At 44.3% G+C, this 26,736-nt stretch carries 16 protein-coding genes and 1 pseudogene; 6 read left to right on the forward strand and 11 right to left on the reverse strand.

What is annotated here, in order from left to right; genetic code table 11:
- The first annotated feature begins 7 nt into the window (after positions 1–7).
- The 3 genes from V3C10_19190 to V3C10_19200 all read left to right on the forward strand — a co-directional run bounded on the left by V3C10_19190 (position 8) and on the right by V3C10_19200 (position 4,202).
- Positions 8–1,615 (forward strand): aldolase catalytic domain-containing protein, encoded by a 1,608-nt coding sequence (locus V3C10_19190; protein WVP61407.1) that lies wholly within the window; start codon positions 8–10, stop codon positions 1,613–1,615.
- A gap of 284 nt (positions 1,616–1,899) precedes the next feature.
- Positions 1,900–3,267, forward strand: coding sequence for a cell wall-binding protein (locus tag V3C10_19195; GenBank protein ID WVP61408.1), 1,368 nt, complete (start codon positions 1,900–1,902; stop codon positions 3,265–3,267).
- 530 nt (positions 3,268–3,797) lie between these two features.
- A complete protein-coding gene (locus tag V3C10_19200; GenBank protein ID WVP61409.1) occupies positions 3,798–4,202 on the forward strand; it encodes a teichuronopeptide in 405 nt (134 codons plus the stop codon).
- Positions 4,203–4,282: 80 nt separating this feature from the next.
- Here V3C10_19200 and V3C10_19205 read toward each other — a convergent pair whose 3' ends face one another.
- The 6 genes from V3C10_19205 to V3C10_19230 form a co-directional block, all read right to left on the reverse strand.
- A complete protein-coding gene (locus V3C10_19205; GenBank protein ID WVP61410.1) occupies positions 4,283–4,432 on the reverse strand; it encodes a hypothetical protein in 150 nt (49 codons plus the stop codon).
- Positions 4,433–4,583: 151 nt separating this feature from the next.
- Positions 4,584–5,978, reverse strand: coding sequence for a chain-length determining protein (locus tag V3C10_19210; GenBank protein WVP61411.1), 1,395 nt, complete (start codon positions 5,976–5,978; stop codon positions 4,584–4,586).
- Positions 5,979–6,457: 479 nt separating this feature from the next.
- Entirely contained in the window at positions 6,458–7,411 is a 954-nt protein-coding gene (locus V3C10_19215) for a site-specific integrase (protein ID WVP61412.1), read from the reverse strand.
- Between the two features lie 502 nt (positions 7,412–7,913).
- Entirely contained in the window at positions 7,914–9,767 is a 1,854-nt protein-coding gene (locus V3C10_19220) for a nucleoside-diphosphate sugar epimerase/dehydratase (GenBank protein WVP61413.1), read from the reverse strand.
- A gap of 84 nt (positions 9,768–9,851) precedes the next feature.
- Positions 9,852–11,510, reverse strand: coding sequence for an O-antigen ligase family protein (locus V3C10_19225; protein ID WVP61414.1), 1,659 nt, complete (start codon positions 11,508–11,510; stop codon positions 9,852–9,854).
- Between the two features lie 336 nt (positions 11,511–11,846).
- Positions 11,847–12,488 (reverse strand): DUF305 domain-containing protein, encoded by a 642-nt coding sequence (locus V3C10_19230; protein ID WVP61415.1) that lies wholly within the window; start codon positions 12,486–12,488, stop codon positions 11,847–11,849.
- Between the two features lie 286 nt (positions 12,489–12,774).
- Here V3C10_19230 and V3C10_19235 point away from each other — a divergent pair, with 286 nt between their 5' ends.
- A complete protein-coding gene (locus V3C10_19235) occupies positions 12,775–14,259 on the forward strand; it encodes a glucan-binding protein (GenBank protein WVP61416.1) in 1,485 nt (494 codons plus the stop codon).
- Between the two features lie 173 nt (positions 14,260–14,432).
- Here the strand turns inward: V3C10_19235 and tnpA are convergent.
- Together tnpA and V3C10_19245 are read right to left on the reverse strand one after the other, a co-directional pair.
- Positions 14,433–14,670 (reverse strand): annotated as a pseudogene (gene tnpA, locus V3C10_19240) (IS200/IS605 family transposase).
- A gap of 226 nt (positions 14,671–14,896) precedes the next feature.
- A complete protein-coding gene (locus V3C10_19245) occupies positions 14,897–16,513 on the reverse strand; it encodes a glucan-binding protein (GenBank protein ID WVP61417.1) in 1,617 nt (538 codons plus the stop codon).
- A 489-nt stretch (positions 16,514–17,002) separates the two neighbouring features.
- Between V3C10_19245 and V3C10_19250 the strand changes: the two genes are divergently transcribed.
- Positions 17,003–18,784 (forward strand): phosphotransferase, encoded by a 1,782-nt coding sequence (locus V3C10_19250; GenBank protein WVP61418.1) that lies wholly within the window; start codon positions 17,003–17,005, stop codon positions 18,782–18,784.
- A gap of 372 nt (positions 18,785–19,156) precedes the next feature.
- On the forward strand, positions 19,157–21,373 hold the full coding sequence (locus V3C10_19255) for a GH25 family lysozyme (GenBank protein ID WVP61419.1): 2,217 nt from the start codon (positions 19,157–19,159) through the stop codon (positions 21,371–21,373).
- Between the two features lie 284 nt (positions 21,374–21,657).
- Here V3C10_19255 and V3C10_19260 read toward each other — a convergent pair whose 3' ends face one another.
- From V3C10_19260 to thrC, 3 genes are all read right to left on the reverse strand, one after another.
- Positions 21,658–23,775 carry a glutamine synthetase III gene (locus tag V3C10_19260; protein ID WVP61420.1) on the reverse strand — a complete coding sequence of 706 codons (2,118 nt, stop codon included), beginning with the start codon at positions 23,773–23,775 and terminating at the stop codon, positions 21,658–21,660.
- A 238-nt stretch (positions 23,776–24,013) separates the two neighbouring features.
- The gene (fba, locus tag V3C10_19265; GenBank protein WVP61421.1) at positions 24,014–24,877 is read right to left on the reverse strand and encodes a class II fructose-1,6-bisphosphate aldolase; all 864 of its coding nucleotides are present in this window, start codon (positions 24,875–24,877) and stop codon (positions 24,014–24,016) included.
- 294 nt (positions 24,878–25,171) lie between these two features.
- Entirely contained in the window at positions 25,172–26,656 is a 1,485-nt protein-coding gene (gene thrC / locus V3C10_19270; GenBank protein WVP61422.1) for a threonine synthase, read from the reverse strand.
- Between the last annotated feature and the right edge of the window lie 80 nt (positions 26,657–26,736).

Below are 26,736 nucleotides of genomic sequence, written 5' to 3' on the forward strand. Positions count from 1 at the left end.
ATTACTTATGAAAGAAGTAAAATTACTCGACTGTACGCTGCGCGACGGCGGATTTGTCAACGACTGGAATTTCGGACACGCTAACATTGTCAATATATTTGAACGCCTTATCAGTTCGGGTGTGGATACACTGGAAATCGGTTTTCTGGATGACCGCCGTCCCTTTGACATAAACAGGACGATTATGCCCGACACAAAAAGTGCAGACAAAATTTTTGACAAGCTTAGTAAGGGTAATTCCATGATTGTCGCCATGATAGACTATGGAACCTGCGGCATCTCAAACCTTTCCCGCTGTGAAGAGACCTTTATCGACGGAATCCGGGTGATCTTTAAAAAACATGTAATGAAAGAGGCAATCGACTACTGCCGCCAGGTTAAAGAGCTGGGATATGACGTATTCGTACAGGCCGTCTCCATCACCAGCTATTCCGACCGGGAAATGCTCGATCTAATCGATCTGGTAAATGAGCTGGAACCCTACGCCCTTTCCATCGTAGACACTTACGGCCTGCTGCACCAGGAGAACCTGCTGCACTATTTTGAACTTTTAAACCATAATCTGAAAAAGGAAATCGGAATCGGCTATCACTCACATAACAATTTCCAGTTAGCTTATTCCAACAGCATTGATATCCTCCGTGAACCTGCAGACCGCATGGTTCTGATCGACGCTTCCTTATATGGGATGGGCAAAAGCGCGGGAAACCTTCCGCTGGAGCTGATCGCCATGTACATGAATACCTTCTTCGGAAAGAATTACAATACTGCCCAGATGCTGGAGGCCATTGATATCAATATCATGCCGTTTTTCAGGAAAACCCCATGGGGATATAACCTTTTCTTCTATATTGCCGCCTCCAACAACTGTCATCCAAGCTACGTAAAATTCCTGATGGACAAACAGACCCTGTCCTTAAAGGCCCTGAACGGGATCCTGGACAGCATCGAACCCGAGAAAAAACTGCTCTACGATAAAGAATATATCGAGCAGTTGTACCGCACCTACCAGAGCACGGATTGCAACGACGAGGCCGACATAAACAAATTGACCGAATGCCTGGCGGGCAAACCCGTCCTTCTCCTGGGTCCCGGCAAAAATATGGAACTTCAAAAAGAAAAGGTGCTTTCTTACATTGAAAAAACAAAACCAATCATTATTTCCGTGAACTATATTCCGGACGGCATTTCCATCAACTATGCGTTTTTGAGCAACTCCAGACGCTACGTCCAGCTCGGCAGCCGACTGCTGGAGCTCTCCGATTCACCGGAAAATGCAGTCAGGGTCATTGCGACATCCAATGTCACCAACGTAAAGGATCGCTTCGATTACACCTTAAACTACAGCTCCCTGATCGATCTGGATGCCGAGATTATTGATAATTCATTCGTCATGCTTTTAAATGTGCTCGTTAAAACAGGCGTACGCCATGCCGCATGTGCCGGTTTCGACGGATACAGCTATCACGGCGACAACTACTTTAATGCAGATATGGATTACCAGATTGCCCGGGAAAAATCACAGGGCATCAACCAGTATGTCAAAGACACCCTGAACCGTCTATCCGGAACCCTGGATGTCGAATTTATTACAGATTCGCTGTATCAGCGTTAATCTGCCAAGGGCAGCCCTGACGTTACTGTTCACTCCGTGTACGGTAATGCCCTAACCCCTGCACACCGCGGGGGCTTTGGCTGCCCTGTTTTACGGGCGGCACCTGGCTGCGCACAGACGTAACTCTCTCCCATTCTCCTCCTCACTTCCTTAAGTCCTATTTCCTTCCATCCTTACCAGCAACCTGCACTATCTTTTTCCTCACCTGATAAGCTATAATCACAACGTAATGCAACGATGGATTTTCGGCCAGAGACATTTAACGAAAAAGGAGAGATTAAAAAATGCGCAAGCAAACAAAATTAATGGCTGTATTATCCGCTGCGGCAATCATGGCTGCGGCTGCACCAATGGCAACAAATTACACAGGTATCCACACATCTTATGCAGCAGCTAAGGGTTTGGTAGAAGAAGACGGCAGCTGGTTCTTCTATGATGAAGACGGCTACAAAGAGACAAACACCTGGAAGAAGAAAGACAGCGACTGGTTCTACCTGGATGAGAACGGCGACCTTGCCGTAAGCCAGAGAATTGACGAGTATTATGTTAACTCCACAGGCCGCATGGTGAAAAACCAGTGGGTATCCGTGGACAATGACGAAGAATACGACAGTCCCGACGCCCCAGGCGGAGCGAACTGGCACTATTTTGGTAAGGACGGTAAAATCGTCACTTCCAAATGGATGACCATAAGCGGCAAGACATACTACTTCGACGAGGACGGCCAGATGCTGACCGGGCTTGTGGAAATTGACGGAGCCACCTACTATCTTGGAAATGAAAGCGACGGAGCCAGAAAGACAGGCTGGGTGCTTTTAGAAGAAATGACTCACGATACAGACGATGAAGGCATCTGGTGCTATTTTGACGAAAACGGAAAAATGATTACAGACCAGATGGATAGAAAAATAAACGGTAATTACTATACATTCATTGACGGCAAGATGCAGACAGGCTGGGTTAACGTAGCCGAAGCCGGATTTATCTCCTCTGCTGCGGCTGCCACAGAAAGCGAAGCAGCTCCTGCTCTTTCCTTAAAGGATTTCCGCTACTACGACGAAGCGAACGACGGAAAAAGAGCAACAGGCTGGTACACAATTGAAGGGGCTCCCGGAATCAACGAGAGCGATAACGAATTTACCTTCTACTTTAAAAACGGCGAAGCTTTCCACGCTGAAAAAGGACTTGAACTTTTCACTATCAATTCCAACAAGTACGCTTTCAACGAAAAAGGTGAAATGCAGACAGGCATCCAGATTCTGACCGATGGTTCAGGAAAAGAAGTAACATACTATTTTAACGAAAAAGGTGAAATGCAGACAGGAAAACAGACGATTTACGATGAAGACCTCGAAGAAAACCAGACATGGTACTTCCATGCAAAAGGCTCTCTGAAAGGCCAGGGATACCACGGAGAACGTGATAATCAGGTTTATTTAAACGGACTTCTCCAGAAAGCCGATCCGGAACTCCGCTACGAACCGGTGACAGTTGGCGAAAAGCGCTACCTGGTTAACACAAGCGGCAACATCCAGAAAGCATCCTCTACTTCCACTTCCTCTGCAAAACCGGAATTAGGAAAAGGCTTTAAAGATATCAAAGATACAAATGAGACAGTCTGGACAGTTGACAGTTCAGGAATCATCCAGTAATATATTAATATCATCCGTTCATAAATACCGTAGGCCGTTTCGACGGAACCGCGGTATTTTTTCTTTGTTTTCACGTACAGGTTCCCGGCATGTGTTTTCTACTGCCACAGACAGCGTAAGAAGCACGGAGCATGGCCTGTAGGCAGATATTATCAATCAGATGAAGGAATTTACCCGGGGGACCGTCCGGCATCGCTATGGTGTGCTTAAAGAAGCCACAGAGGGTATCCCGGCGTATTTTTGAACATCCCGCCTATGGGGCTGTTCTTTTTTTATTCTGCCTCTCATATAATAAAACTGACAGAAAGGCTTACTGCACAAAGTTTTCTTTTAATCAGACACAATTCATGTTAAAAAAGCCAAAATGTTTTTAAAAAAATACAATTTTTCTTGTCACACTTCTTATTTTTTATACGTTTTGTATATAAGTATGGTATTTTATGACCAAATGTTGTAATGTAGATGTGGAGTGGATACTACCATATTTATATCGGGTTACAAACTATCACTTAATGACGGAAGATAAAATTATGCGTGAATTGACTGTTTACTATTGTTCCAGATGCGGCCGCTATGGCTTTTACCAGGTTTCAAAAAATGCCATATGCCCCGTGTGCAAAACACCTATGACGGTCTTCCCAATGTCTTATCAAAACTTCATGGATATGGATTACAATATGCGTGACCAACTAATTTCGGATCAGATAGCGGGAAATGTAACTCCTCAGACCTCAGTTGTACAGCGAATCACAGAACAGAGTAAAACATCCAATAACCGTTCCGCCATTGCAAAACTGAAGGCCAGAAACGAGGAGCTGGAATACGAAAACGAAGATCTCCACCAGAAGAATGCGGAGCTGGAGAAAACAATAGACTGGATGCACGATATGATCTGGGATTTAACCAGAAAGCTGCATGGCAACTCCAGAGAATAAGCCATAGAATATTGCGCAAACATCAAAAAGGGCAAGGAAAATATCGTCTCTGACTAAAAACGGTTTTTCCTGCCCTTTTTTTACCTGCTTTTCTCATTTACGATGTAACGGCTAACAAGAAGATTCATACTTTCTTTTAACTGAACTACCGTATTGAATAAGGTATCTACTTCTTCTTTTAATTCAAAGTTCTCCTTTTCCAGTAAAGCAATTCGCCTAGCCTCCTCCATGACCATCTTCCTCCTTCATATATGTAAATCAACACATATATTTATAATATAAAACTGTTGAAAAAGAAAGGCCTTATCCACCGCAAATTTCGACAGTGTAATACAATACCCTGTTAAATTTTTAATATTCAAACCTGCCATGTCTATTAATTTACAATACGATACAACCAATTACTTTTTTGCCAAGACTGCGTACAAGATCAAGTTCCTGTTCAATTCCGGAGAACATGGAATTGCCGCGCTGCTCTACGATAACCACTGCATCGCAGGAAGCCGCTTTCTTGATGGCAGAGGCATCTTTGCCAAGGTTACCGCCTACTGTGAGCTCTACGCTGCCCAGCATGGCCGCAAGGCCCGTGTGAACCTGCTCCAGCTTCTCATTTTCAACCGTGCCCACAAGGATTACGTCCCGGATGCTGTCCTGTTCAATATAATTGATGGCATTGGCAGCTACTACTTCGAAAGTTCTGCTATCCTCCATCTCTCTGGCGGATGTACCCTCCAGCTTATCCAGCCATCTGTCAATGAAGGCAAACGCACGCTTTTTATTATGCTTGCTGAAAACTCCAAGAACCATAATACCATATCTGCGTTTCAGCTCTTTCTCGCTGACCAGCTTGTCGCTCATCAGAAACGCTACACAGAGGAAGAATACCACCATAAATGCACCAAGCACGCCGCCGAGAACCGCATACTTGATTGCACTCTTTAAAACACTCGACTTGCTTAAAAGGCTGTTCTTCGGCTCTTCCAGCTCGGACAGCTCTTTCGTCTTCTCTTTCAGGCTGATATCCAGCTGATCGGTGTTGGCTGCAAATTCAGTCTGTGTCTTGTCCAGCTCCAAATCTACCGTTACGAACTGGGATTCATCTACAAGGTTGTTCTCATGTTCGCCGATTGCCTTTGTAATGTTTTCCTGGGAGGACGCAATGCTGTCTTTAATATATCCCATCACGTCACTGGCCGTCTTTCTCGTGTCTCCGATTACCGTGATATCCAGCATATTGTTATCATAATCCGGCACGATCTTTACCAGCTCTTTCAGATAACGGATTCCCATCTTACTGTTCATCTTGCCCAGAACATAATTGTCCATCTCACCGTTCTGTGCGATGGACATATAGGCTTTCAGGATACTGGTAGCCGTATTCGGGTTCTGATAAACCATGCCCGGCATAATTGAATAATCTGTCGAAATATAGAACGTAGCCGTCTCAACATACTCGTCATATGGATTGATATTCATCAAAATCGACTGTTCTTTATACTCTTTCTGGCTTTCAATATTATCCTGCAGATTCTGGATTTCTTTTTCCAGACGATCCTTTGTGGAGGTATACTGCTCCATGTTCATCTTGTATGTATCCTGGTTCTTCTTTACATACTCCTCATCACTGAGCTGATTGATCCCTTTCACCGTTTTAAGGCCGCCAAGTAAAACAGCAAAAATCACGGCGATAATAATGATTGGACGCCACCTGCGAAGCACGGCAAACATCAAATCCTTCAAATCAATTTCCTGTTCATAATTATTGTTCGGTTCCATCGGACAAAACTCCTCCTATTGTAAATGCTTTTCTTATCTTAGCATAAACAATAAGAATGTGCAATTGGGATTGGGCGGAAAATCCTGTAAAATACTTTAAGATTTCCTTATGCTGTTGGTTTATGGCCTGGAACTTGTTTGTCGCCGCCGGGTGGTTTTATGTTCTGGTGCATCCGTTTTTTGATACAATTTCCTGTTTTTATGATGCGTATTTCACACTTCTCCTTCACGTTCCGTCTGCTGCGTCGCCTTCAATCTTACACCCCGTTTTTATTATTCATTTCTTTATTATTCATTTCTTTACTATTCATTTCTTTGCTTTGCCTCAGTTTCTTACTCCTCACTGCCATATAGCTCTCCTCGCAAATATGCCGCAATCCTGTTACTTCTTATATGTAATGCCATCCATTCTATACCGGGCAGACTTAGAATCTTATTACATAATTAAATCATGCTCTACTGAATCGGTTCCATAAGGCTTATACCGCCGTCATCTGGTCCATATAAGCCCTCTTCTGGCTCATATTGCTATGTACATAGATATCCATCGTAATCTTCACGGAAGAATGCCCCAGAATTTCTGAAAGTGACTTACTGTCAAATCCATTCTCTATCCACTGGGATGCAAATGAGTGCCGCAGGGCGTGAATATTGATATCCGGCAGCCTGAGCTTCCTTAAAAGGTTTTTAAAGCGTCTCTGGACACCCCTGGGCTCCATACAGCTAAGTCTCCCCGTCAGTAGGTAACAGGCGCCGTCGCGCTTCTTTTCTCCCAGTCTGGGGAGCATGAAATCCGGAAGCGGAATATCACGTTGCGATGTTCCAGTTTTTGGTGTTCCAATGTATAGACGTGTTTTAGCAGCCGTATTTTTCTGCTCCGTATTCCGAATCCGGGAAACCGTACGCCTGATATGAAGCACGCCTTCGTCCAAATCCACATCCTCCCATCTCACGCCGCACAGTTCCCCGACTCTGATCCCGGTGCTGAGTGACAACAAAAGTCCCAGCTCAAAATTCGTCCTGCATCCGGCCAGCCAGCTTAAAAGCTTCCTCCTGTTTTCCTGGCTTAAAAGCCTCATTTCATTCCCTCTTTCCTTGGGAAGAAAAAACTCCAGCGTTTCAGCTGGATAGATTCCCCTTCTCTCTCCCGTGTGGATAATACTTTTCAAAAGAAAAAGTATCAGTCGCAGTGTGTTCGCCGATAGCCCCTGTCTCTGCCTGTCCAGAATAAATTCCGTAAGAACCTCATTGTCCATCTTCTCCATCTCCACAGAACCGAGCGCCGGCCTGATATGTTTCTGGATGAGTGTTGCATAGCAGGCAAACGTACTCGGTTTCACCTGATACCTCATGGAGAGCTTCCACGCCTCGCACAGGTGTGAGATCGTGTGATTTTCTGATGGGTCAATGTGTTTCTTTTCTTCTTGTGTCATAATCCTCTTCTCCTTTGCAAATTCTTATCCAATTACGGATAGGAATATCATAGCAAAGGCTGCTCCCGACCGCATATTCAGATGTCGAATTTTGTCGAAAGGTTATAACGGATTTACTTATCCCTAATTCTAATTTTCTAATACATGATTCCCCGGCATTCAATTTTTCCACACTCTGAGGCAGCATATGAATCTGTTACATCTTTAAAGTTTCGAACTCAAGCGAAAATGAACAGGCCTCTTTAAAGTTTCCGTCCTGTGGGGATGGTTTTTTATGCAGTCGGAAAGTTTGAAGAACGTTTCCCGCCGCATAACAAAGAATCCTGCCCGCGGGATTCTTGCGCTTCCGCGCGGTTGCTTCAGCAACTATTTACCTCTGCGCGGCATGTGCATCCTCGCGGAGTGTTTTTTGATTCATCGGACGTAATTTCCTATGAATCAAAAAAAATAAGGAGCCAAAATAAGCTCCTTATTCCCCGATAGAAAAACTATATAATTTTAATCAATCGTCCTTGCGAATATAAGTGGGTACAATTTTTTGCACTGCCGCCTTTATATCGACCTCATCACCATTTGCTTCTTCATAAAGTTCGTCCAGCTGTTTTTTAAACAGCTCCTCATCAAAATCAATCGGCTTTCCAATATGGATTTGCTTATTCGGCGTATCCTGGAGTCCTTCTTCATCCATCAGAAGTTCCTCATATAACTTTTCACCGGGACGCAGGCCTGTGAACTCAATCATAATATCTTCATTCGGCACATAGCCGGACAGGCGGATCAGGTTCTTCGCTAAATCGAGGATTTTAACAGGTTCTCCCATATCCAAGACGAAGATTTCTCCTCCCTTTGCATAGGAGCCGGCCTGAAGCACCAGAGAAACAGCCTCTGGTATCGTCATAAAATAACGGATAATATCGGGATGTGTTACGGTGACAGGTCCCCCCTCTGCGATTTGTTTCTTAAACAGAGGAATTACCGAACCGTTGCTTCCCAACACATTACCGAACCGGACCGCAACGAAATCCGTCTTAGACTCCTTATTCACCATCTGCACAACCATCTCGCACATTCGTTTGGAAGCGCCCATAATGTTGGTTGGATTTACCGCCTTGTCGGTGGAAATCAGCACAAAACGCTCGACGCCATAGCGGCTGGCCGCCTTCGCGGTCTTATATGTACCAAATACATTATTTTTAATGGCCTCATGAGGGCTGTCCTCCATCAACGGCACGTGCTTGTGGGCCGCTGCATGGTAAACAATGTTTGGTCTGTAATGTTCAAAAATACTGTTCATTCTGTGTGTATTGCGTACAGAACCAATTAAAACGACCAAATCCAGCTCCGGATAGGTCCGTTTCAGCTCCTGCTGGATGTCATACGCATTATTTTCGTAGATATCCACAATAATAAGCTGCTTTGGGTTATGGCTGGCAATCTGGCGGCAAAGTTCACTGCCGATAGAACCGCCGCCGCCGGTAACGAGAATCACCTTATTGCTGACATATCCCATAATCTCATCCAGATTAACCTGGATCGGATCACGGCCCAAAAGATCCTCAATCTGCACCTCGCGCAGTTTTGATACACTGACATCGCCATTGAGAAGCTGAAAAATACCGGGAAGAATTTTGAGCTGGCAATTAGTCTCACGGCAGATTTCCAGTATCTTCTTGATCTCCTTAGCCGGAGCAGACGGGGCCGCTACATAAATCTTATCGATTTTATATTTTTCGACAAGCTGGGGAATATCATACCGGTTACCGGCAATCGGAACGCCGTTCAGGAATTTCCCAATCTTATTCTTATCATCATCCACAAAACAGGCCACCTTGCCATGGGCATACTGGCTTGTTTCTATCTCCTTCAGAATCACGGAACCGGATGTTCCGGCGCCTACAATCAGGATTCTGCTGCTGCTCGTTTCACCGTAGCGTTTAAATAACGAACGGTAGATGCGGTAAGATAACCTCACAAGCCCCTCACAGCCTGTCAGGATGATAAAACTGATGGCAAAATAGCTTCTGGGAACATTAAGCTGCAGCATCGTCATGCCCGCAATCTGGCAAAGGCTCGACAGAGCACAGGCAAATACAATATGACACGCCTCCCTGACTCCGGCAACACTCCACATCGAAGAATACATGCGGAATACATAGAAAATAATCAGAGTTACCAGTGTGTAGGGAACCACATACCCTGCCGCCGCCATTCTGTAATTTTCCGGGATAGACTGAAGCCGCATATCAAACCGCATCCACAGACCCATAAAACTGCTGAACTGGATTACACATATATCCACCAGGAGCAGAACCACCATCCTGATTTTTTTATCTCTTGGCATCATTTTTTCAAACATTTTATCATTCCTGCAACTTTTCTAAATTATATTTATCTCTTAGTAACCTGTCACTATAATTACTTCTGGATATTCACATTCACGCTACTGATTCTGTACGGCTGTTTCCTGTTTGTCCGAACCCTTTGCAGTTTCCGATGCATTTTTGCACATCGCCAATCCAACTGCCAAAAGAGCCCACATAACCGGTGTCGCAATCGGAAGATTAATATTAACAAGCGCCTGCGCTCCATAACAAACCGTTGCTCCTAAAGGAGCCAGAATCCATGGCTGTACTTTGGCATATCTGAACATTCTCGCACAACTGGATACAAGGAAAAGAATGTATGCAATCATGGTAAACGGCCCCATTGTAACAAGATACTGAAAATACTCGTTGTGGGCGCTTTCAAAAAATACGCCGTACGTATCAAGGGAGTCCTGCCTGAATGGCCAGGTGAGAATACCAAAGGTATCCGGTCCAAACCCAAACAGCTTGTGAATAAGCGGCTGCTGCATATAAGATTCCCATCCGATACGCCAACAGTATCCCCGGTTCGTTCCCCAACTGTCGTTAAACACCAAATATCCTGATAACGACGAATATTTCTCCGGATTTGGCCCGAAGTTTGCATCATACAAAACTGCAATTACCGCGGCAACACCAGCGGCGATCAGGCAGAACCATGTAATCCGAAGCCATTTACCGACCTTGTCTTCTTTGTCCTTCATCAGGACACGGTCACCTATATATAATACAGCAACCAAAAGCCACAATGCAATAACAATAACTTCCAGATACTTATGCCTTACCAGTACATCGAAAATGCCGCTTAATCCGATTACTTTCTCCGCCATTTTCTTATTAATCTCATCAATTACCTTAATAACCGACATGAACGAGGCTATCACTGTAATATAGCGGATTATGCCTTTTCTTGTTGCAAAAAGTGCAAGAGGAAAAAGTGCAAATACTGCCCCTAATGCCAGATAAGCATTATCACTCTGACCTGTAATAATAGCAAAGAAACCAATCAGCAGTACAATAAAATACCAGATATTACGAAAGATATTTTTCTCCGTGGTAAAAAGTCCGCATGCCACTCCCAATACCAGTGCAACATAAGCCGTATAGGTATTAATGTTTCCAAGGGTAGACGTAAAGGAATCCGCCTGCGTTGTTGTAACTCCCGCCTTCCAGTGAAGGAGATCCATCCTGAAATAATCCGTAATTCCAAATAGGCAAACCAGAACTCCAGACAACAGGAAAAGATCCAGATACCACTTTTTGATCTTTCCAAGCTTCCCGATCATAAATACGCCCAATGCATAAAGAGATATCAGGAATAAGCCACTGAATCTCCCTTCATTCCCCCAAAATGATTCAAATTTGTAATCCGATAACAATGTCGAAATTGCCGCCAGAATTAAAAACAGAATCAGGAATTTGTATGCCGCCGGCTGTTTTTTTAAACTGTCAAAACGAAAATGGCTGAAAAACCGTTTTGTGTTGACACCGTCATATTCCATCCGGTCTACAAACAAAAATACAAGAGCGACAATCAGACATATCACAGCCATCGCAACAACCGTTATCCAATAAAACTTGTATTTTGCCTTCAAAATATCAAAATAGTAATTATGATAATAAAGCGGAAATACTGCCAAAACAACAAATGTAAATACCGCCATAATCCCTGCAAAAACATTCCCGGCCACCTCGGCCAGAGCATTCGGATCCTTCTTTGGTGTAGCCTTCGCCATGTGTTAAATCTCCTTATGTCTTCATAAAGCCCCTGTTTAAAGGCTTTTTACAGTATAGCATCTGTTGATTCTTAAATCAACCTTCCTGAACTTTTTAACTTCGCTGTAAGTTTTAATTTTTTATTAAGGTGTTTTCTTTTTCCTCATATATTTTATTTACTTTATGCTTTTTAATGACTTTATTTGTTCTCAAGGTAATTATGAAACTCTTTTAAAGCTCATCATTTTCATGTATCCTGCCGAATAAAACCGGATGAGAGGGCATATTCATCCGGTTTTGTATAAAACAAAATGCTTATTTCGGGATTTCTTATGAACAGATAAAGCTATTGGCTGCTAATGGTTATGGCTTTTATTATCAGCATGAGCATCTAAAAAACTCTGCATCTGTGCAATCTCATCTTCCTGCACCTCTATGATATTTTTTGCAAATTCAATGACGTCCTCTTCATTTGTATATTTTAAAATTGCTTCGGCCATATCAACCGCCATTTGATGGTGCATAATCATCCCCTCTGCAAAGGCAGTATCGAGATCACTTGTTATCATATTGTGATCCATATCATGACCTTTCATCAAAGCATGATAATCTTTGAGATAGGATTGCTCGTCTTCATAATCAGTCTCCTGCTTCTTCTCTATCTCTTTTGCCATTTCTTTCATCTGCTTTATTTCTTCCTGTTGAGCTTCGATAATATCCTCTGCCAGCTCCTTGAACTCCTGTTTATCCCTGCCTTTTGCATATTTTAAATAACTCTTGGACATTTCAATCGCCGACTCATGATGCGGTATCATTCCATAAAGAAAATCCAGTGTTGCATTTCCCGTATCCTGAACCTTATCCATTTCTTCCTGCATTTTATCCATAATATCATTCTGTTCGGTTACATAATTATCAGCTGTATCTTTTTTGCTGCATGCAGTCAGTAAAACTGCCGACATTGCCATGGCAATAAGGAAAAGTACTATTCTTTTCATGTGTTCCTCCATTAAAGTTATAATTTTCCTATTATGGTTCCCATATTTTAATTTTTTATGTCTATTATCTTTTTATGTCTTTTATTTTTTCATTTTCTTCATCTTTTCATTTTTTAGCGGATAACTTTTTTGTTTTTATATCTGGTTTGATTAATAAAAAAGCTGAAAATCATTGTTTTCTTACTGTTCACTATAATTTTCCATATCCGAAGTATAATGACCTCGTAATGCAATTAGGAAATTTCGAGAAATAGTTCAAAAAGAAAAAAAGGAGAGTGCATTAATTATGAGAAAGCAGACTAAATTAGTTGCAGTTCTTTCTGCAGCAGCTTTACTCGCTATGGGTGCTTCCATGACATCTTTCGCCGCTGGTTGGGAAAAAGATGACGCTGGAATCTGGCACTACTATGATAGTGATGACGAGATGATTACAGGAGAGTGGAAAAAAGACGGTGGAAAGTGGTTCTACTTAGATGATGACGGCGAAATGCTGACAGATTCTTGGGTTGACGACGAGTACTATGTTGGTGATGACGGTGCTATGCTGATCAACACATGGAAGAAAACCTTGGCTGACGAAGACATGGATGATCCGGAAGATGACGGAGAAGCATGGTACTACTTCGGAAGCAAAGGTAAGAAAACTACTGATGAATCCAAGAAAATCAATGGAAAAACTTATTTCTTCAATGAAGATGGTAAGATGAGAGATGGCTGGTATCAGGATGGCGAAGACGTTTACTACTTAGGTGAGGAAGACGACGGCGCAAGAACAAGTGGTTGGTTATGGTTAGAGGTTCCGGAAGAGGAAGACGTTACCGTTAACGGCCACAGCGATGACGAAGACATCTGCGACGAAGAAGGCTGGTACTACTTCGGTTCTAACGGAAAAATGTATAAAGATGCTAAGAAGAAGAAAGTAAACGGAAAATATTACTTCTTCAACGAGCATGGTCAGATGTTATACGAGTGGATTAACGGCGCTAAGGTTACTGCTGGTTCTAACGCTCAGTTAGATGGTAACGCTGCAACACCAGGTGCTGCTGAAGCTGGCCACATGATCTATACTAACGTAGTAGAAGAAGGTTGGAGAGCTGACGGCTGGTATGAAATCGACGGTGCGGAGGATACAGGCGCTAACAACGATACAGACTGGTACTACTTCAAGGACGGCGAAGCTAAGAGAGCCAAAAATTCTAAAAATGGCCTGAATGATGGTGGTTCTGAGGTTTATAGAGAAAGAATCAAAATCAATGGCAAATACTTCTGCTTTAATGAAATTGGACAGATGCAGACAGGGTTACAGTATATTGAAGGCAATACCTACTACTTCGATGAGAACGGCTATATGAAGACAGGCAAAGTTGCTAACGTTGAAGAAGAGAATGATTCCTTTACTTACTATTTCCAGACCAAGAACGGCGGCAATGGTAAGGGCGTAACTGGCGAAAAAGATGGTTACTTATACTGGAACGGTAAGAGACTGGAAGCTGACGATGATTACAGAGTATACAAAGTTGAAGGAAACTACTACCTTGTAAACAACAAAGGTAAAATCCAGAAATCTAAGACTAAGAAATATGATGTTGAGAACACAGGTGCTGAGGATGTAATCTTTGCTTTCAGTGGCAACAAAATTGATGTAGCAAACAGCAGCGATGATGCTCAGAAAGAAATCGCAGCATTTGATGTTCCAGAGATCGAGCTGATTGACAGCATTATTACAACCACCGGTGAAGCTAAAGAAGTTCATATTGATGATGCTAAATAAGAGAAAGCATTAACATGCACTCAAAGTTTTAGTGGTTAAATCAGAGGGGCTGTGAAAAAATGGAGTTGATTTAATTCCTTTTTCCACAGCCCTTCTATTTTGGCTTTTTATAAATGGTCAAATCATGACCACCCGTCAAACGGGTGATTTGCTCGCTCCTATAAGGGATAGTTACCCATAGAGCTGGACATACTATATTTCGGCGATATACTTACCAGCATATGGATATGATCTGGTATTAAGTGCCCCTCTATTATCTCCACTCCATTGTATCCGCATATCGTCTTTAAAATATCTTGGATACTTTCTTTGTTTTGATTATAAATCGCTTTTTGTCTACTTAGGAGTGAACACAATGTGGTTGCACATCCACTTTGTATGTGCCATATTATCATGATTCTTGTGTGCCATTAAAATCATCTTTCCTTTCTTAGATAGTAGCTATAAACACTTACTATACCACACGCGAAGCAGGTGGTTTTCTGTTTCAGGCATTTCCATTTTTCGGAACACAAAAAATGGAAATGCCTGAGACTAGCTAAAGCCATAATAAAAGCAGGCAGTAAACTAACCAACTGATTAGTTTACTGCCTGCTTTATATTTTACTAAATATTCTTAGTAAAATTAAGTTATAGATTATTCTTCGTCTTCAGAAGTTGTTGCAACAGCTTTTTTGTCTACAGCATCGGTCTCTTCGCTAAATGTCTTAGCAGATTTAACGCGGATATCATTCTTGCTACCATCTGTATAAATTACACTGTCATATAATTCGATGTATGGTAAGCTTGCCTCTAAGGATGCGAAATCTTTTTCTTGGGCAGCAGTAGTAGCTTTGCCATCGATTGAAGTGATCTTTTCGATCTGATAGGTCTTCTTACCAATCTGGAATTTGTACTCTGTACCGTCTTTATTCTCGATCTCGTACTCTTTGCTTGTGGACTTCTGAAGTTTACCCTTGTTATTTACAACGTAGTAGTTTCCTTCTACTTTGTAGATCTTGTAGTCATCATCAGCCTCAAGCCTCTTACCATTCCAGTACAGGTATCCGGATTTCTCACCCATTACACCCTGGCCATTCTTACCGTTCTTTGTCTCGAAGTAGTAAGTAAAGCTATCATTCTCTTCTTCTACATTAGAAACTTTACCCGTCTTCATATAACCGTTTTCATCGAAGTAGTATAAGTTGGTCTTCTTATCTGCATAGTTACCGATTGCCTGCAGACCTGTCTGCATCTGGCCGTTTTCGTTGAAGCAGAAATATTTTCCATTAATTTTAATTTTAGCTCTGATAACCTGATCGTCACCATCCCATAAGCCGGTAACATCTGTGTATTCAGCTTTTTTAGCTTTACCGTCTTTGAAGTAGTACCAGTCTGTATCATCTCCTGCACCAAGTACATCAGCACCGTCGATCTGATACCAACCATCGGCTCTCCAGCCTTCTTCTACTACGTTCATATAACGAACATCGCTTGCAGATGCCTTAGTACCGTCGTCAGTGTCTAACTGAGCGTTGGATCCCATCGGTGCTTTAACACCGTTGATCCACTCATATAACATCTGGCCATGGTTGTTGAAGTAGTAGTACTTGCCATTGATCTTCTTCTGCTTAGCGCTTGTGTACATTTTACCATCGCTGCCGAAGTAGTACCAGCCTTCGTCGTCACAAACGTCTGTGTCGTCGCTCTCATGGCCAAGAATTGTTGTAGCATCCTGATCATCTTCATCCTCAGAATCCGGAGCCTCTAACCATAACCAGCCAGTAGCTCTTGCACCTTCATCTTCTCCGCCTAAGTAGTAAACGTTATCTCCTTTGCCGTACCAGCCGTATTCCATCTTGCCTTCTTCGTCAAAGTAGTATGTCTTTCCGTTGATCTTCTTGGAATCATCGGTTACTTTCTTACCCTTGCTACCGAAATAGTACCAGTTTTCACCGTCTTCGTCTGGATCATCCATGTCGTCGTCGGAAATGGTTTTCTTCCACTGGTTAACCAGCATAGCGCCGTCTTCACCAACATAGTACTCATCGTCAACCCAAGAATCTGTCAGCATTTCGCCGTCATCATCTAAGTAGAACCACTTTCCACCGTCTTTCTTCCATTCTCCAGTTACCATCTCGTCATCACTATCATAATAGTGCCAGATTCCAGCATCATCTTTTTCCCAACCAGCGGCGAAAGATGTCATGGAAGCACCCATAGCGAGTAAAGCTGCTGCAGAAAGAACTGCAACTAATTTAGTCTGCTTTCTCATAATTAATGCACTCTCCTTTTTTCTTTTTGAACTATTTCTCGAAATTTCCTAATTGCATTACGAGGTCATTATACTTCGGATAAGGAAAATTATCAATAGTTTTTTTACAAATTTTCCAACTTTTTGTTACAAAGTGAAATTTTTGCACTTCATGCTACCGATTCATTTTCTGGGAAGTTGACCCTGTCTCCGATACATTCACATTATAATATATCTATTCCGAAATTACCATAACTTTTATCTGTGCATTTCCTTACAGAATTGTTACAAAAAATCGTTTTTAACTCATTATTGTTTTTATATTAATACAATCATAAGAATTGAGGTTTACAATTAAGAATTTCATGCTATAATGTTCATATCTATATGTAAAATCACATTTTTGAACATTCTATCAAAATGTCGTTTTTTAAATATATGTAATAACCCGCTTAATTTCTACAATTTATTATAACACACATTATCATACATTAAAACGGAGGTTCCACCATGGATCGATATGGGTTAATATGCAGAAGCATTTATGAAGATTCTGATGTCACACAGAGAGAGCTATCCTCAATTCTGGGCGTTTCTCTCGGAAGTGTTAATAAACTGGTCAGCGACTGCATCAACGACGGTCTGATTCAGAACCGTTCTGAGCACGGTAAATACAGCTTAACCAAAAAGGGAATGGACTATCTGGAGCAATACCGGGTGGACGGCGCCGTTATCACTGCGGCCGGATTCGGTTCGCGCTTCGTTCCTCTTTCCTTTGAAACACCCAAGGGACTTCTCGAGGTTTTTGGGGAAAGAATGATTGAGCGCCAGATCCGCCAGCTCCATGAGGCGGGAATAACCGACATCACACTCGTAGTCGGTTATTTAAAGGAAAAGTTTGAGTATTTGATTGATAAATATAATGTAAAGCTTTTTTATAACCCTGAGTACACTTCCAAAGGCACCCTTGCTACAGTCTATCAGGCCAGGGAGTTTTTCCGTGGCAGGAATATGTATCTGCTTGTCTCCGACAACTGGATTCGTAACAACATGTTCCACACTTACGAGTGCGGCTCCTGGTATTCTGCCGTTTATATGGAAGGGAACACATCCGAATGGTGCCTCGGCGCCAACAAAAAAGGAAAGGTTACCTCCGTTGTTGTAGGTGGACAGGACTCCTGGGTGATGTACGGTCCAGCTTTTTTGTCCAAAAGCTTTTCCGACTCCTTCATACCGCTGTTGGAGGCCGACTATAACCGGCCCGGAACCGAACAGTGTTACTGGGAACAGGTTTTACTGAATCATATTGATAAACTTGATTTTCACATGAACTGTCAGCCTGAGGATCAGGTATATGAATTTGAAAACCTGGAAGAGCTTCGTCAGTTTGATCCCAAATACAGAAACCATTCAGACAATGAAGCAATGCGTCTCGTTTCCCAGGTATTTCAGGTGAAAGAATCCGCAATCAGCAACATCCGCTGTCTCAAATCCGGAATGACCAACAAATCTTTCCTGTTTGAAGTTAATAATGAACATTATATCTGCCGCATTCCCGGTCCCGGCACAGAACTGCTCATCAACCGCAAAGAAGAAGAGGCCTCCTATCATGCGGTTGAACCTCTTGATATTACTGAACATATTATTTATTTTGATGGTGAAAATGGATATAAGATTGCAAAGTTTTATGAGGGGTCCAGAAATGCAAATGCAAAAAACTGGGATGACATTGCCGCCTGTATGGCCATTCTGCGCAAACTGCATCAATCCAACCTGAAGGTTGAGCATCGTTTTAACCTCAGAGAACGGATTGATTTTTATGAAGCGCTCTGCCATCACCATGAACTGCTGCTTTTTGAAGACTATAATGAAGTCCGAGGCTGGATGAATACGCTGTTAGATCGTGTTGAGAAGTTTGACCGGCCATGCTGCCTCTCCCACATCGACTCAGTTGCCGATAATTTTCTCTTTCTTCCCGACGGTTCCGTCCGCCTGATCGACTGGGAGTATGCAGCTATGCACGATCCTCTGATTGATATTTCAATGTGCAGCATCTATTCCTATTACAATGAAGAAGAACTGGATCGCCTCCTGGAGCTCTACCTCGAGCGTGTCCCATCTCCCGAGGAACGGATCGTCACTTACGCATATGCAGCTCTCGGCGGCTTTCTCTGGTGTCTCTGGGCGGTCTTCAAAAGTCTGGAAGGCGAGGAATTCGGCGAATATACGATTGTCATGTACCATTATGCAAAGCTGTATTACAAGAGAATATCCAGGCTCTTCCCGGCCTAAAACGCCATTTTTCCCCAATTGTAATAAATTATTTATAACTTCACTAGGTAAATATGGTATAATGTCCACAAAGTGGACATTATACCTCAGAGTGTCGACAAAGTCGCCACTCTGTCGAATTCATGGCATGACGCCCTAAATTCTAGTCACCGCAGGAAGAACTGCCGGTTTCTGCGTCCACCGCAGAAATTCGGGCGCTAAATTCCGTTTTACCAAAATTACCAAAATTGCCAAAACCGGGTTAAATCATTCAGGAACACCAGAGCGTTTTTCCCGAATCCGGCAGAGGTTATAATAAATGCAGCAGATACAGTATCTGCCGGGAGCCTTTCCCGCAGGTTACCGTATGTTTTACGCAGGAGGAGGAGTATTATGATACACAAGAAACGTATCCGGGCGCTGGGGCTTGCCTGTCTGATCGGGCTGATGAGTCTGGCCCCGGCATCAGAAAGTCTGGCCGCCGTTTCCTGGACTAAAAATAACGGCGTATATGTTGGCAGCGACGGCACTACCATTGCCGGAGTCGTAGCCAGGGGTATCGACGTTTCTCACTGGAAACAGGCTATTGACTGGACTGCCGTTGCCAATGACGACATCCAGTTTGTTATGCTCGGTACGCGGTATGACAATGCAGTGGATCCTTTTTTTAAGTCAAATGCAAATGCGGCAGCGGCGGCGGGCCTTAAAGTGGGAGCGTATATTTATTCTTATGCCACCACTACCGATATGGCGGTCCAGGAGGCTGATTTTGTCCTTGATCTGATCAAGGATTACCCGATTTCCTATCCTGTCGTATTTGATGTGGAAGCTTCGGTTATGAGTACGCTTACGCCGTCCCAGCTCAGTGACATTATCAATGCTTTCTGTAAAAAGGTAAAAGATGCCGGCTATTATCCGATGCTCTATGCCAATGACTACTGGCTTACCAATAAGATCGACATGAGTAAAGTCACATACGACGTATGGGTTGCCCGCTATGAAACAAAACATACATATAATAAGGCCTCCATGTGGCAGGCCACAAATCAGGGAACGATAGCCGGTATTTCCGGCGATGTGGATATTAACTTTGCGTACAAAGATTTTTCCAACGCAATCCCTGCCAAGCAGTGGCGACAGATTAACAACAACTGGTATTATTATTCCGACTATAAGAAACAGACGGGATGGATCAATGATGGCAACGGCTGGTACTACATGAAGGAAGATGGAACTCAGCATAAGGGCTGGCTCCATATTGACGACAAATATTTCTACCTGAACGACAATACCGGTAAGATGATAACCGGATGGCGCAAAGATACCTCCACCTCCAAATGGTATTATTTTAAATCGGATGGAGCGATGGCCACAGGATGGATACAGGACAATAATAAATGGTACTACCTGAATAATGACGGAACAATGGTAACCGAATGGCTGAAAGTAGGAAATGACACCTACTATTACCTCAAGAGTGACGGCTCCATGGCCAAGGGATGGTATCAGATTGACAATGCATGGTACTATTTTAATCCTACCGGTGAACTGCTCCGGGGATGGACCGATATTGAAGGGGCACGTTATCTTCTTGCAAATGACGGTAAGATGTATACCGGCTGGCAGCAAATTGACAATAACTGGTATTATTTCGGAACCGACGGCAAACTGCGCACCGGATGGCAGAAAGTGGACAATGCCTGGTACTATCTGGACAGCAGCGGACGGATGTTGTCGGGCTGGCAGCAGATTGACGGTGAATACTACTATCTGCATGAAGGAAAGATGCTGAGCGGCTGGCTGAGCGACAGCAACGGCAGCAAATATTACATGAGCACCAACTCCGGACGAATGACAAGAGGATGGAGAAAAATAGACGGTTCCTGGTTCTATTTTAATCAGAACGGCCATATGCAGACGGGATGGATTAACCTCTCCGGCAAATATTATTATCTCGATCCGGAAACTGGTAAAATGACGGAGAATGTTTCCCGTGTGATTGATAACGTAAACTACACCTTTGATCAAAATGGTGTGTGTCAGAATGAAACAAACAATATGAGTGGACTTGCAGACAGTTCGTTTAACCTGAATGACCTGAAAAATTCTTCAGGCTCCCAGAATTCCAACCAGACGAACAACTCTACCCAATCTCCGGGAGGAACTTCCGGGAATAGCAGTTCTCCATCGGGCGGTTCAGGAAACAGCGGTTCACCGTCCGGTTCCTCGGGCAGCTCATCCGGCGGACCGACGGGCAATGTGACGAATGCAGGATCTTCTTCCGGCAATGGCGGCAATGTAGCTGCACCCGGCGGATCTTCCAGTTCAGGAAGTTCCTCCGCACCGGGCGGCTCCAACTCAGGAAGTTCCTCCGCACCGGGCGGCTCCTCCAACTCAGGAAGTTCCTCCGCACCGGGCGGCTCTTCCAGCTCAGGAAGTTCCTCCGCGCCGGGCGGCTCTTCCAATTCAGGGAACTCCTCCGCGCCGGGCGGCTCTTCTTCGGGAAGTAACAGCTCGACTCCTCCCGGCAGTTCAGGCTCCTCCGGTTCTTCAGGATCCGGCAGCAGCGGAGGGCTCCGCCCCGGCCTGACCACTGGCCCAGGACGATAACGCAGTACAACCCTAACCTAAACATATCAGATAACAACGAAAAGCACGCTTCGCGAACTTTTCATTGCCACCCAATAAAAAACAGGGACTGTTTCAGTGATTCATCACCGCAAACAGTCCCTGTTTTTATAATACTATACTGATAAACACTCCCCCTGATATCCAGTGTATCCTTATATGTCGCATATACCAAATACCATACATCACACATCACGTATCATGTATCACATAACCGAATGACAGGCTAACTCGTTATCCCTTTATCCACCAGCTTTTTATACAGCCTACACCTCAAATATCAAATCCCCATAGCTCGGGAAAGGCCAGAGTTCTTTATCCACAATCATCTCCAGCTTATCCGCCGGTATTCTGAGTTTCTTCATCGCCGCGGTCACCTTTTCCAGGCAGTAATAGGCCCTCTCTTTACTGTTTGAAATCGCCGTTGCCGCCTTCGCCTCATTCTCAAGGTTAGAAAGCGCCGCCTTCATCTCCGACAGAAGAGCCGATGTTTCTAAAATCAGTTCCTTCTGAACGCTGACATCTGCTTCCGGGCAGGCATCCCTGACGGCGGAAAGTGATTTTGCAAGCTGCGTCGTATATTCTACCACGGCAGGGATAATCTGTTTTCCTGCCATGTCGATCATAGTTTTTGCCTCTATATTGATTGTCTTTGCATAGGATTCATACTCTATTTCAGCTCTGGATTCCAGTTCAGCCCTCGTATAAACACTAAAATGCTCAAACAGCTCGACCGCCTTATCGGTAATCAAAGCCGCAACGGAATCAATCCCCGCTCTCAGATTCGGAAGTCCCCTTCTCTCCGCTTCCTTAACCCACTCCTCGGAATAGCCGTTTCCGCTGAAGATAATCCTTCTGTGCTCCGCAAACAGTTTTTTAATCATATCATGGACAGCCATATCAAAATCGTCCGCTTTTTCCAGCTGATCCGCAGCCTCCTTAAATGCCTCCGCTACAATCGTATTTAAAACAACATTCGGGGAAGACACGGAATCTGAGGAACCTACCATACGGAACTCAAACTTATTGCCCGTAAAGGCAAACGGCGATGTCCTGTTGCGGTCCGTGGCATCCTTGGCAAAATCAGGAAGGGTTGCAACGCCTGTTTTCAATACACCGCCCTGTTTGGAATGCGCCGCGGAACCGGTACTGCAGAGCTGGTCAATGACATCTTCCAGCTGCTCACCAAGGAAAATGGAAATAATCGCAGGCGGAGCCTCGGCCGCTCCCAGACGCTGATCATTGCCCGGCACCGCCGTTGATTCTCTCAACAGATCGGCATGGACGTCAACCGCTTTCATGATACAGGCCAAAACCAGAAGGAACTGGATGTTCTCATGCGGCGTTTCGCCGGGATTCATCATGTTAATTCCGTCGTCGGTGGTCAGGGACCAGTTGTTATGTTTACCGGAACCGTTGATCCCCGCAAACGGCTTTTCATGAAGGAGGCAGGTAAGACCGTGATGGCCGGCAATCCTCTTTAAGGCCTCCATCATCATCTGGTTATGGTCGACCGCAACATTCACCTGTGTATAAACAGGAGCCAGTTCATGCTGGGCCGGAGCGGCCTCATTGTGCTGTGTCTTGGCACAGACGCCGAGACGCCACATTTCCTCATTCACTTCTTTCATAAAAGCGCCTACACGCGGACGGATACTCCCGAAATAATGATCATCCATCTCCTGCCCTTTCGGCGGCATAGCGCCAAACAGAGTCCTGTTTGCGTAGATCAGATCTTTTCTCTGTAAATATTTTTCTTTATCAATCAGAAAATACTCCTGCTCCGGTCCGACATACGGAATCACGCGTTTTGATGTGGTATTCCCGAACAGGCGGAGAATCCGCAGGGACTGTTCGTTGATCGCCTGCATGGAACGCAGAAGCGGCGTCTTCTTGTCAAGAGCCTCGCCCCTGTAAGAACAGAAAGCCGTCGGTATGTAGAGAGTCACGCCCCAGGTGTCCTCCCGCAAAAAGGCAGGGGAAGTGCAGTCCCAGGTTGTATATCCTCTGGCCTCAAAGGTGGAACGGAGTCCCCCTGATGGGAAAGAAGACGCATCCGGTTCTCCCTTAATCAACTCCTTACCGGAAAATTCCATAATCACGCGGCCTGCTGCATCCGGAACCGAGATAAAGGCATCGTGCTTCTCGGCCGTCACTCCTGTAAGCGGTTGGAACCAGTGGGAATAATGGGTCGCCCCCCTCTCGATCGCCCAGTCCTTCATTGCATGGGCCACAACATCCGCAATGGACGGATCCAGTTCCGTTCCGTCCTCTATGGTCTGCTTCAGCTTTTTATAAACGCTTTTCGGAAGGCGCTCTTTCATTGCAGTATCATTGAAAACGTTCTTCCCGAAAATTTCAGACACATTAATTAAGTCACTCATTGTTTTCTCCCTTACTATGACGAAAAAGTATAATCCGCGGAATTTCCCTCGGGGCGCGGCCTCTGGGAATCTTATCCTGCGGATTTCTCATCAATATCTAAAAACAGAGCCGGCCTGTAAGTAATATTCTTTCGAAATGCCGAAACTTTATTACCTGCAGGCCGGCTCTAAACGATGACAAACAAGTCTCAGAACTCACTTGCCACCGTCATCGGTTAAACTCCGTTTTAAATTACAATCAGGCTTTGCCGACAGAACCGAAGAGTTCCATCTTAGTCTTAACTGTTTCCTTGATTGCTGCTGTACCAGGAGCAAGAAGTTTACGCGGGTCAAAGCCCTTGCCTTCCAGATCCTTGCCTGCTTCGATGTATTTACGTGTTGCATCTGCAAAAGCAAGCTGGCACTCTGTGTTAACATTAATCTTGGCTACGCCAAGGGAGATTGCTCTTTTAATCATGTCCTCCGGGATACCGGTACCGCCATGGAGAACTAACGGCATATCGCCCGTTTTATTCTTTACGGCTTCCAGGGTCTCAAAGCTGAGTCCCGGCCAGTTTGCCGGATATTTGCCGTGAATATTGCCGATTCCCGCTGCCAGCATATCTACGCCGAGATCTGCAATTGCCTTACATTCATCGGGATCTGCGCACTCGCCCATTCCTACAACGCCGTCTTCTTCACCGCCGATGGAACCAACCTCTGCCTCAAGTGATAAACCTTTTTCAGCACAGATGCGAACGAGTTCTTTCGTCTTCTCAACGTTCTCGTCGATTGGATAATGAGAGCCGTCAAACATAATGGAGGAAAAACCTGCCTCGATACATTTCATGCAGCCGTCATAAGTACCATGGTCTAAGTGGATCGCTACCGGGACTGTAATCTTAAGTTCATCGATCATTGCCTTTACCATATCAGCAACCGTCTTGAATCCGGCCATATATTTGCCGGCTCCCTCAGATACGCCCAGGATAACCGGTGAATTCTGTTCCTGTGCGGTCTGTAATACTGCCTTTGTCCATTCCAGGTTGTTGATATTAAACTGCCCAACTGCGTACTGGCCTTCTTTTGCCTTCTGAAGCATGTCCTTTGCGTTTACTAACATATTACGAACCTCCTTGTCGCTTTTCTCACTTACATTCTTTTATTATATACCATATTTATGGTTTTGGGAAGACTGTTAAAAAATTAGCACATTTTTTTCATAACGCCCGTTACTGTTCACTCCGTGCCCAGTAACCCGCTTCGCGATGCACAAAAACGGCAAAAAACTCCGTTTCGCGCCGCTTAACTCGGGATTTTCACGAAAAACACGTGAAAACACCTCGCGGGATACATCCGTGTGAACAGTAACTAACGCCCTAACCGAACGTTAATCAGTCACATTTCTTCCATCCGTCTATTTCAGAATGTCAGCCACGGTGCTTTTCATAGTCTCAGATGTGCACTGTATATTATGGCGGATTTCAGCATTTCTAATCTCCTCGATGGCAGCCGGAACCGCAACCCCGGATGCTTTCTCCATCTCGTCAATCAGTTCAAACTCATCCTTACCCTCTTCGCTTCCGAAGATTGCCTCCATAACGCTTCTGGAGAATTTATATGGGCTGGCTGTGGAGGCGATTACGGTTTTAGCCGTATCATTTGTTTCTTTTACATACTTTCTATATACGCAGGAGGCAACGCCCGTATGCGTGTCAATCATATAACCGGTCTCATCATAGAGACGTTTAATTTCGGCGGCGTTCTCTTCCTGTGTTGCAAAGCCTCCGAAGAAATCGCTCATTCTCTCCCTCATTTCAGGAGTAACCGTGTATTTTCCGTCTCTTACGAGTTCTTCCATCAGTCCCTTCGTCTTTGCGGCGTCACAGCCGGTGGAAAGATAAATCAGTCTCTCCAGGTTACTGGAAATGAGGATATCCATGGACGGTGATGAAGTCAGGATAAACTCCCTCTTTCTGTCATAGATACCGGTCTGGAAGAAATCATATAAAACTTTATTGTCATTGGAGGCGCAAATCAGTCTGTCAACCGGAAGGCCCATCTGTTTCGCAAAGTAAGCGGCCAGAATATTTCCGAAATTACCGGTCGGTACGGTAATATTGATTTTCTCGCCTTCGGAAATCTCACCGTTGTCAAGCAGTTTTACATATGCATAAACATAGTAAACAATCTGTGGGACAAGACGTCCGATGTTGATCGAGTTTGCGGAGGAGAGCTGGTATCCCTTAGCGGCCAGTTCCTTTCCAAACTCTTTATCATTAAATATCTTCTTAACGCCGTTCTGGGCATCGTCAAAGTTTCCGTCAATTCCCACAACGCTTGTATTATCGCCTTTCTGTGTAAGCATCTGCAGTTCCTGCACGCGGCTTACGCCATCCTTCGGATAAAATACGATAATCTTCGTCCCTTCCACGTCCGCAAAGCCGGCCATGGCCGCCTTACCGGTATCCCCGGAGGTTGCGGTCAGGATTACAATTGTGTTGTCAATTTTATTCTTTCTGGCTGATACCGTCATCAGGCGGGGAAGAATCGAGAGCGCCATATCCTTGAATGCAATTGTGTTCCCGTGGAACAGTTCAAGGTAATATGCTCCGTCCGCCTTTACGAGAGGGGCAATCTCTTCTGTGTCAAACTTGCTGTCATAGGCACGGTTAATACAGTCTTTCAGTTCCTCTTCCGTAAAATCCGAAAGAAATAATTTCATCACCTCATAAGCGACTTCCTGGTAGCTCATCTTTGCCAGTTCTGCAAAAGAACGGTCAAATGCGGGAACCTCATCCGGCATAAAAAGACCGCCGTCCTCTGCAAGTCCCTTCAGGATCGCCTGTGATGCCGTAACATTTTTTTCACCGCCGCGGGTACTGCTATAGTAGATTGCCATGATTTTCATCCTCTCTTTATTTAATGATTCAGCCTCTTTATTGTCCTGTCTTTGTGCCCTCCGGAATCGGGAAAAAGCCT

This window comes from [Clostridium] symbiosum, assembly GCA_036419695.1.
Classification (GTDB): domain Bacteria; phylum Bacillota; class Clostridia; order Lachnospirales; family Lachnospiraceae; genus Otoolea; species Otoolea symbiosa_A.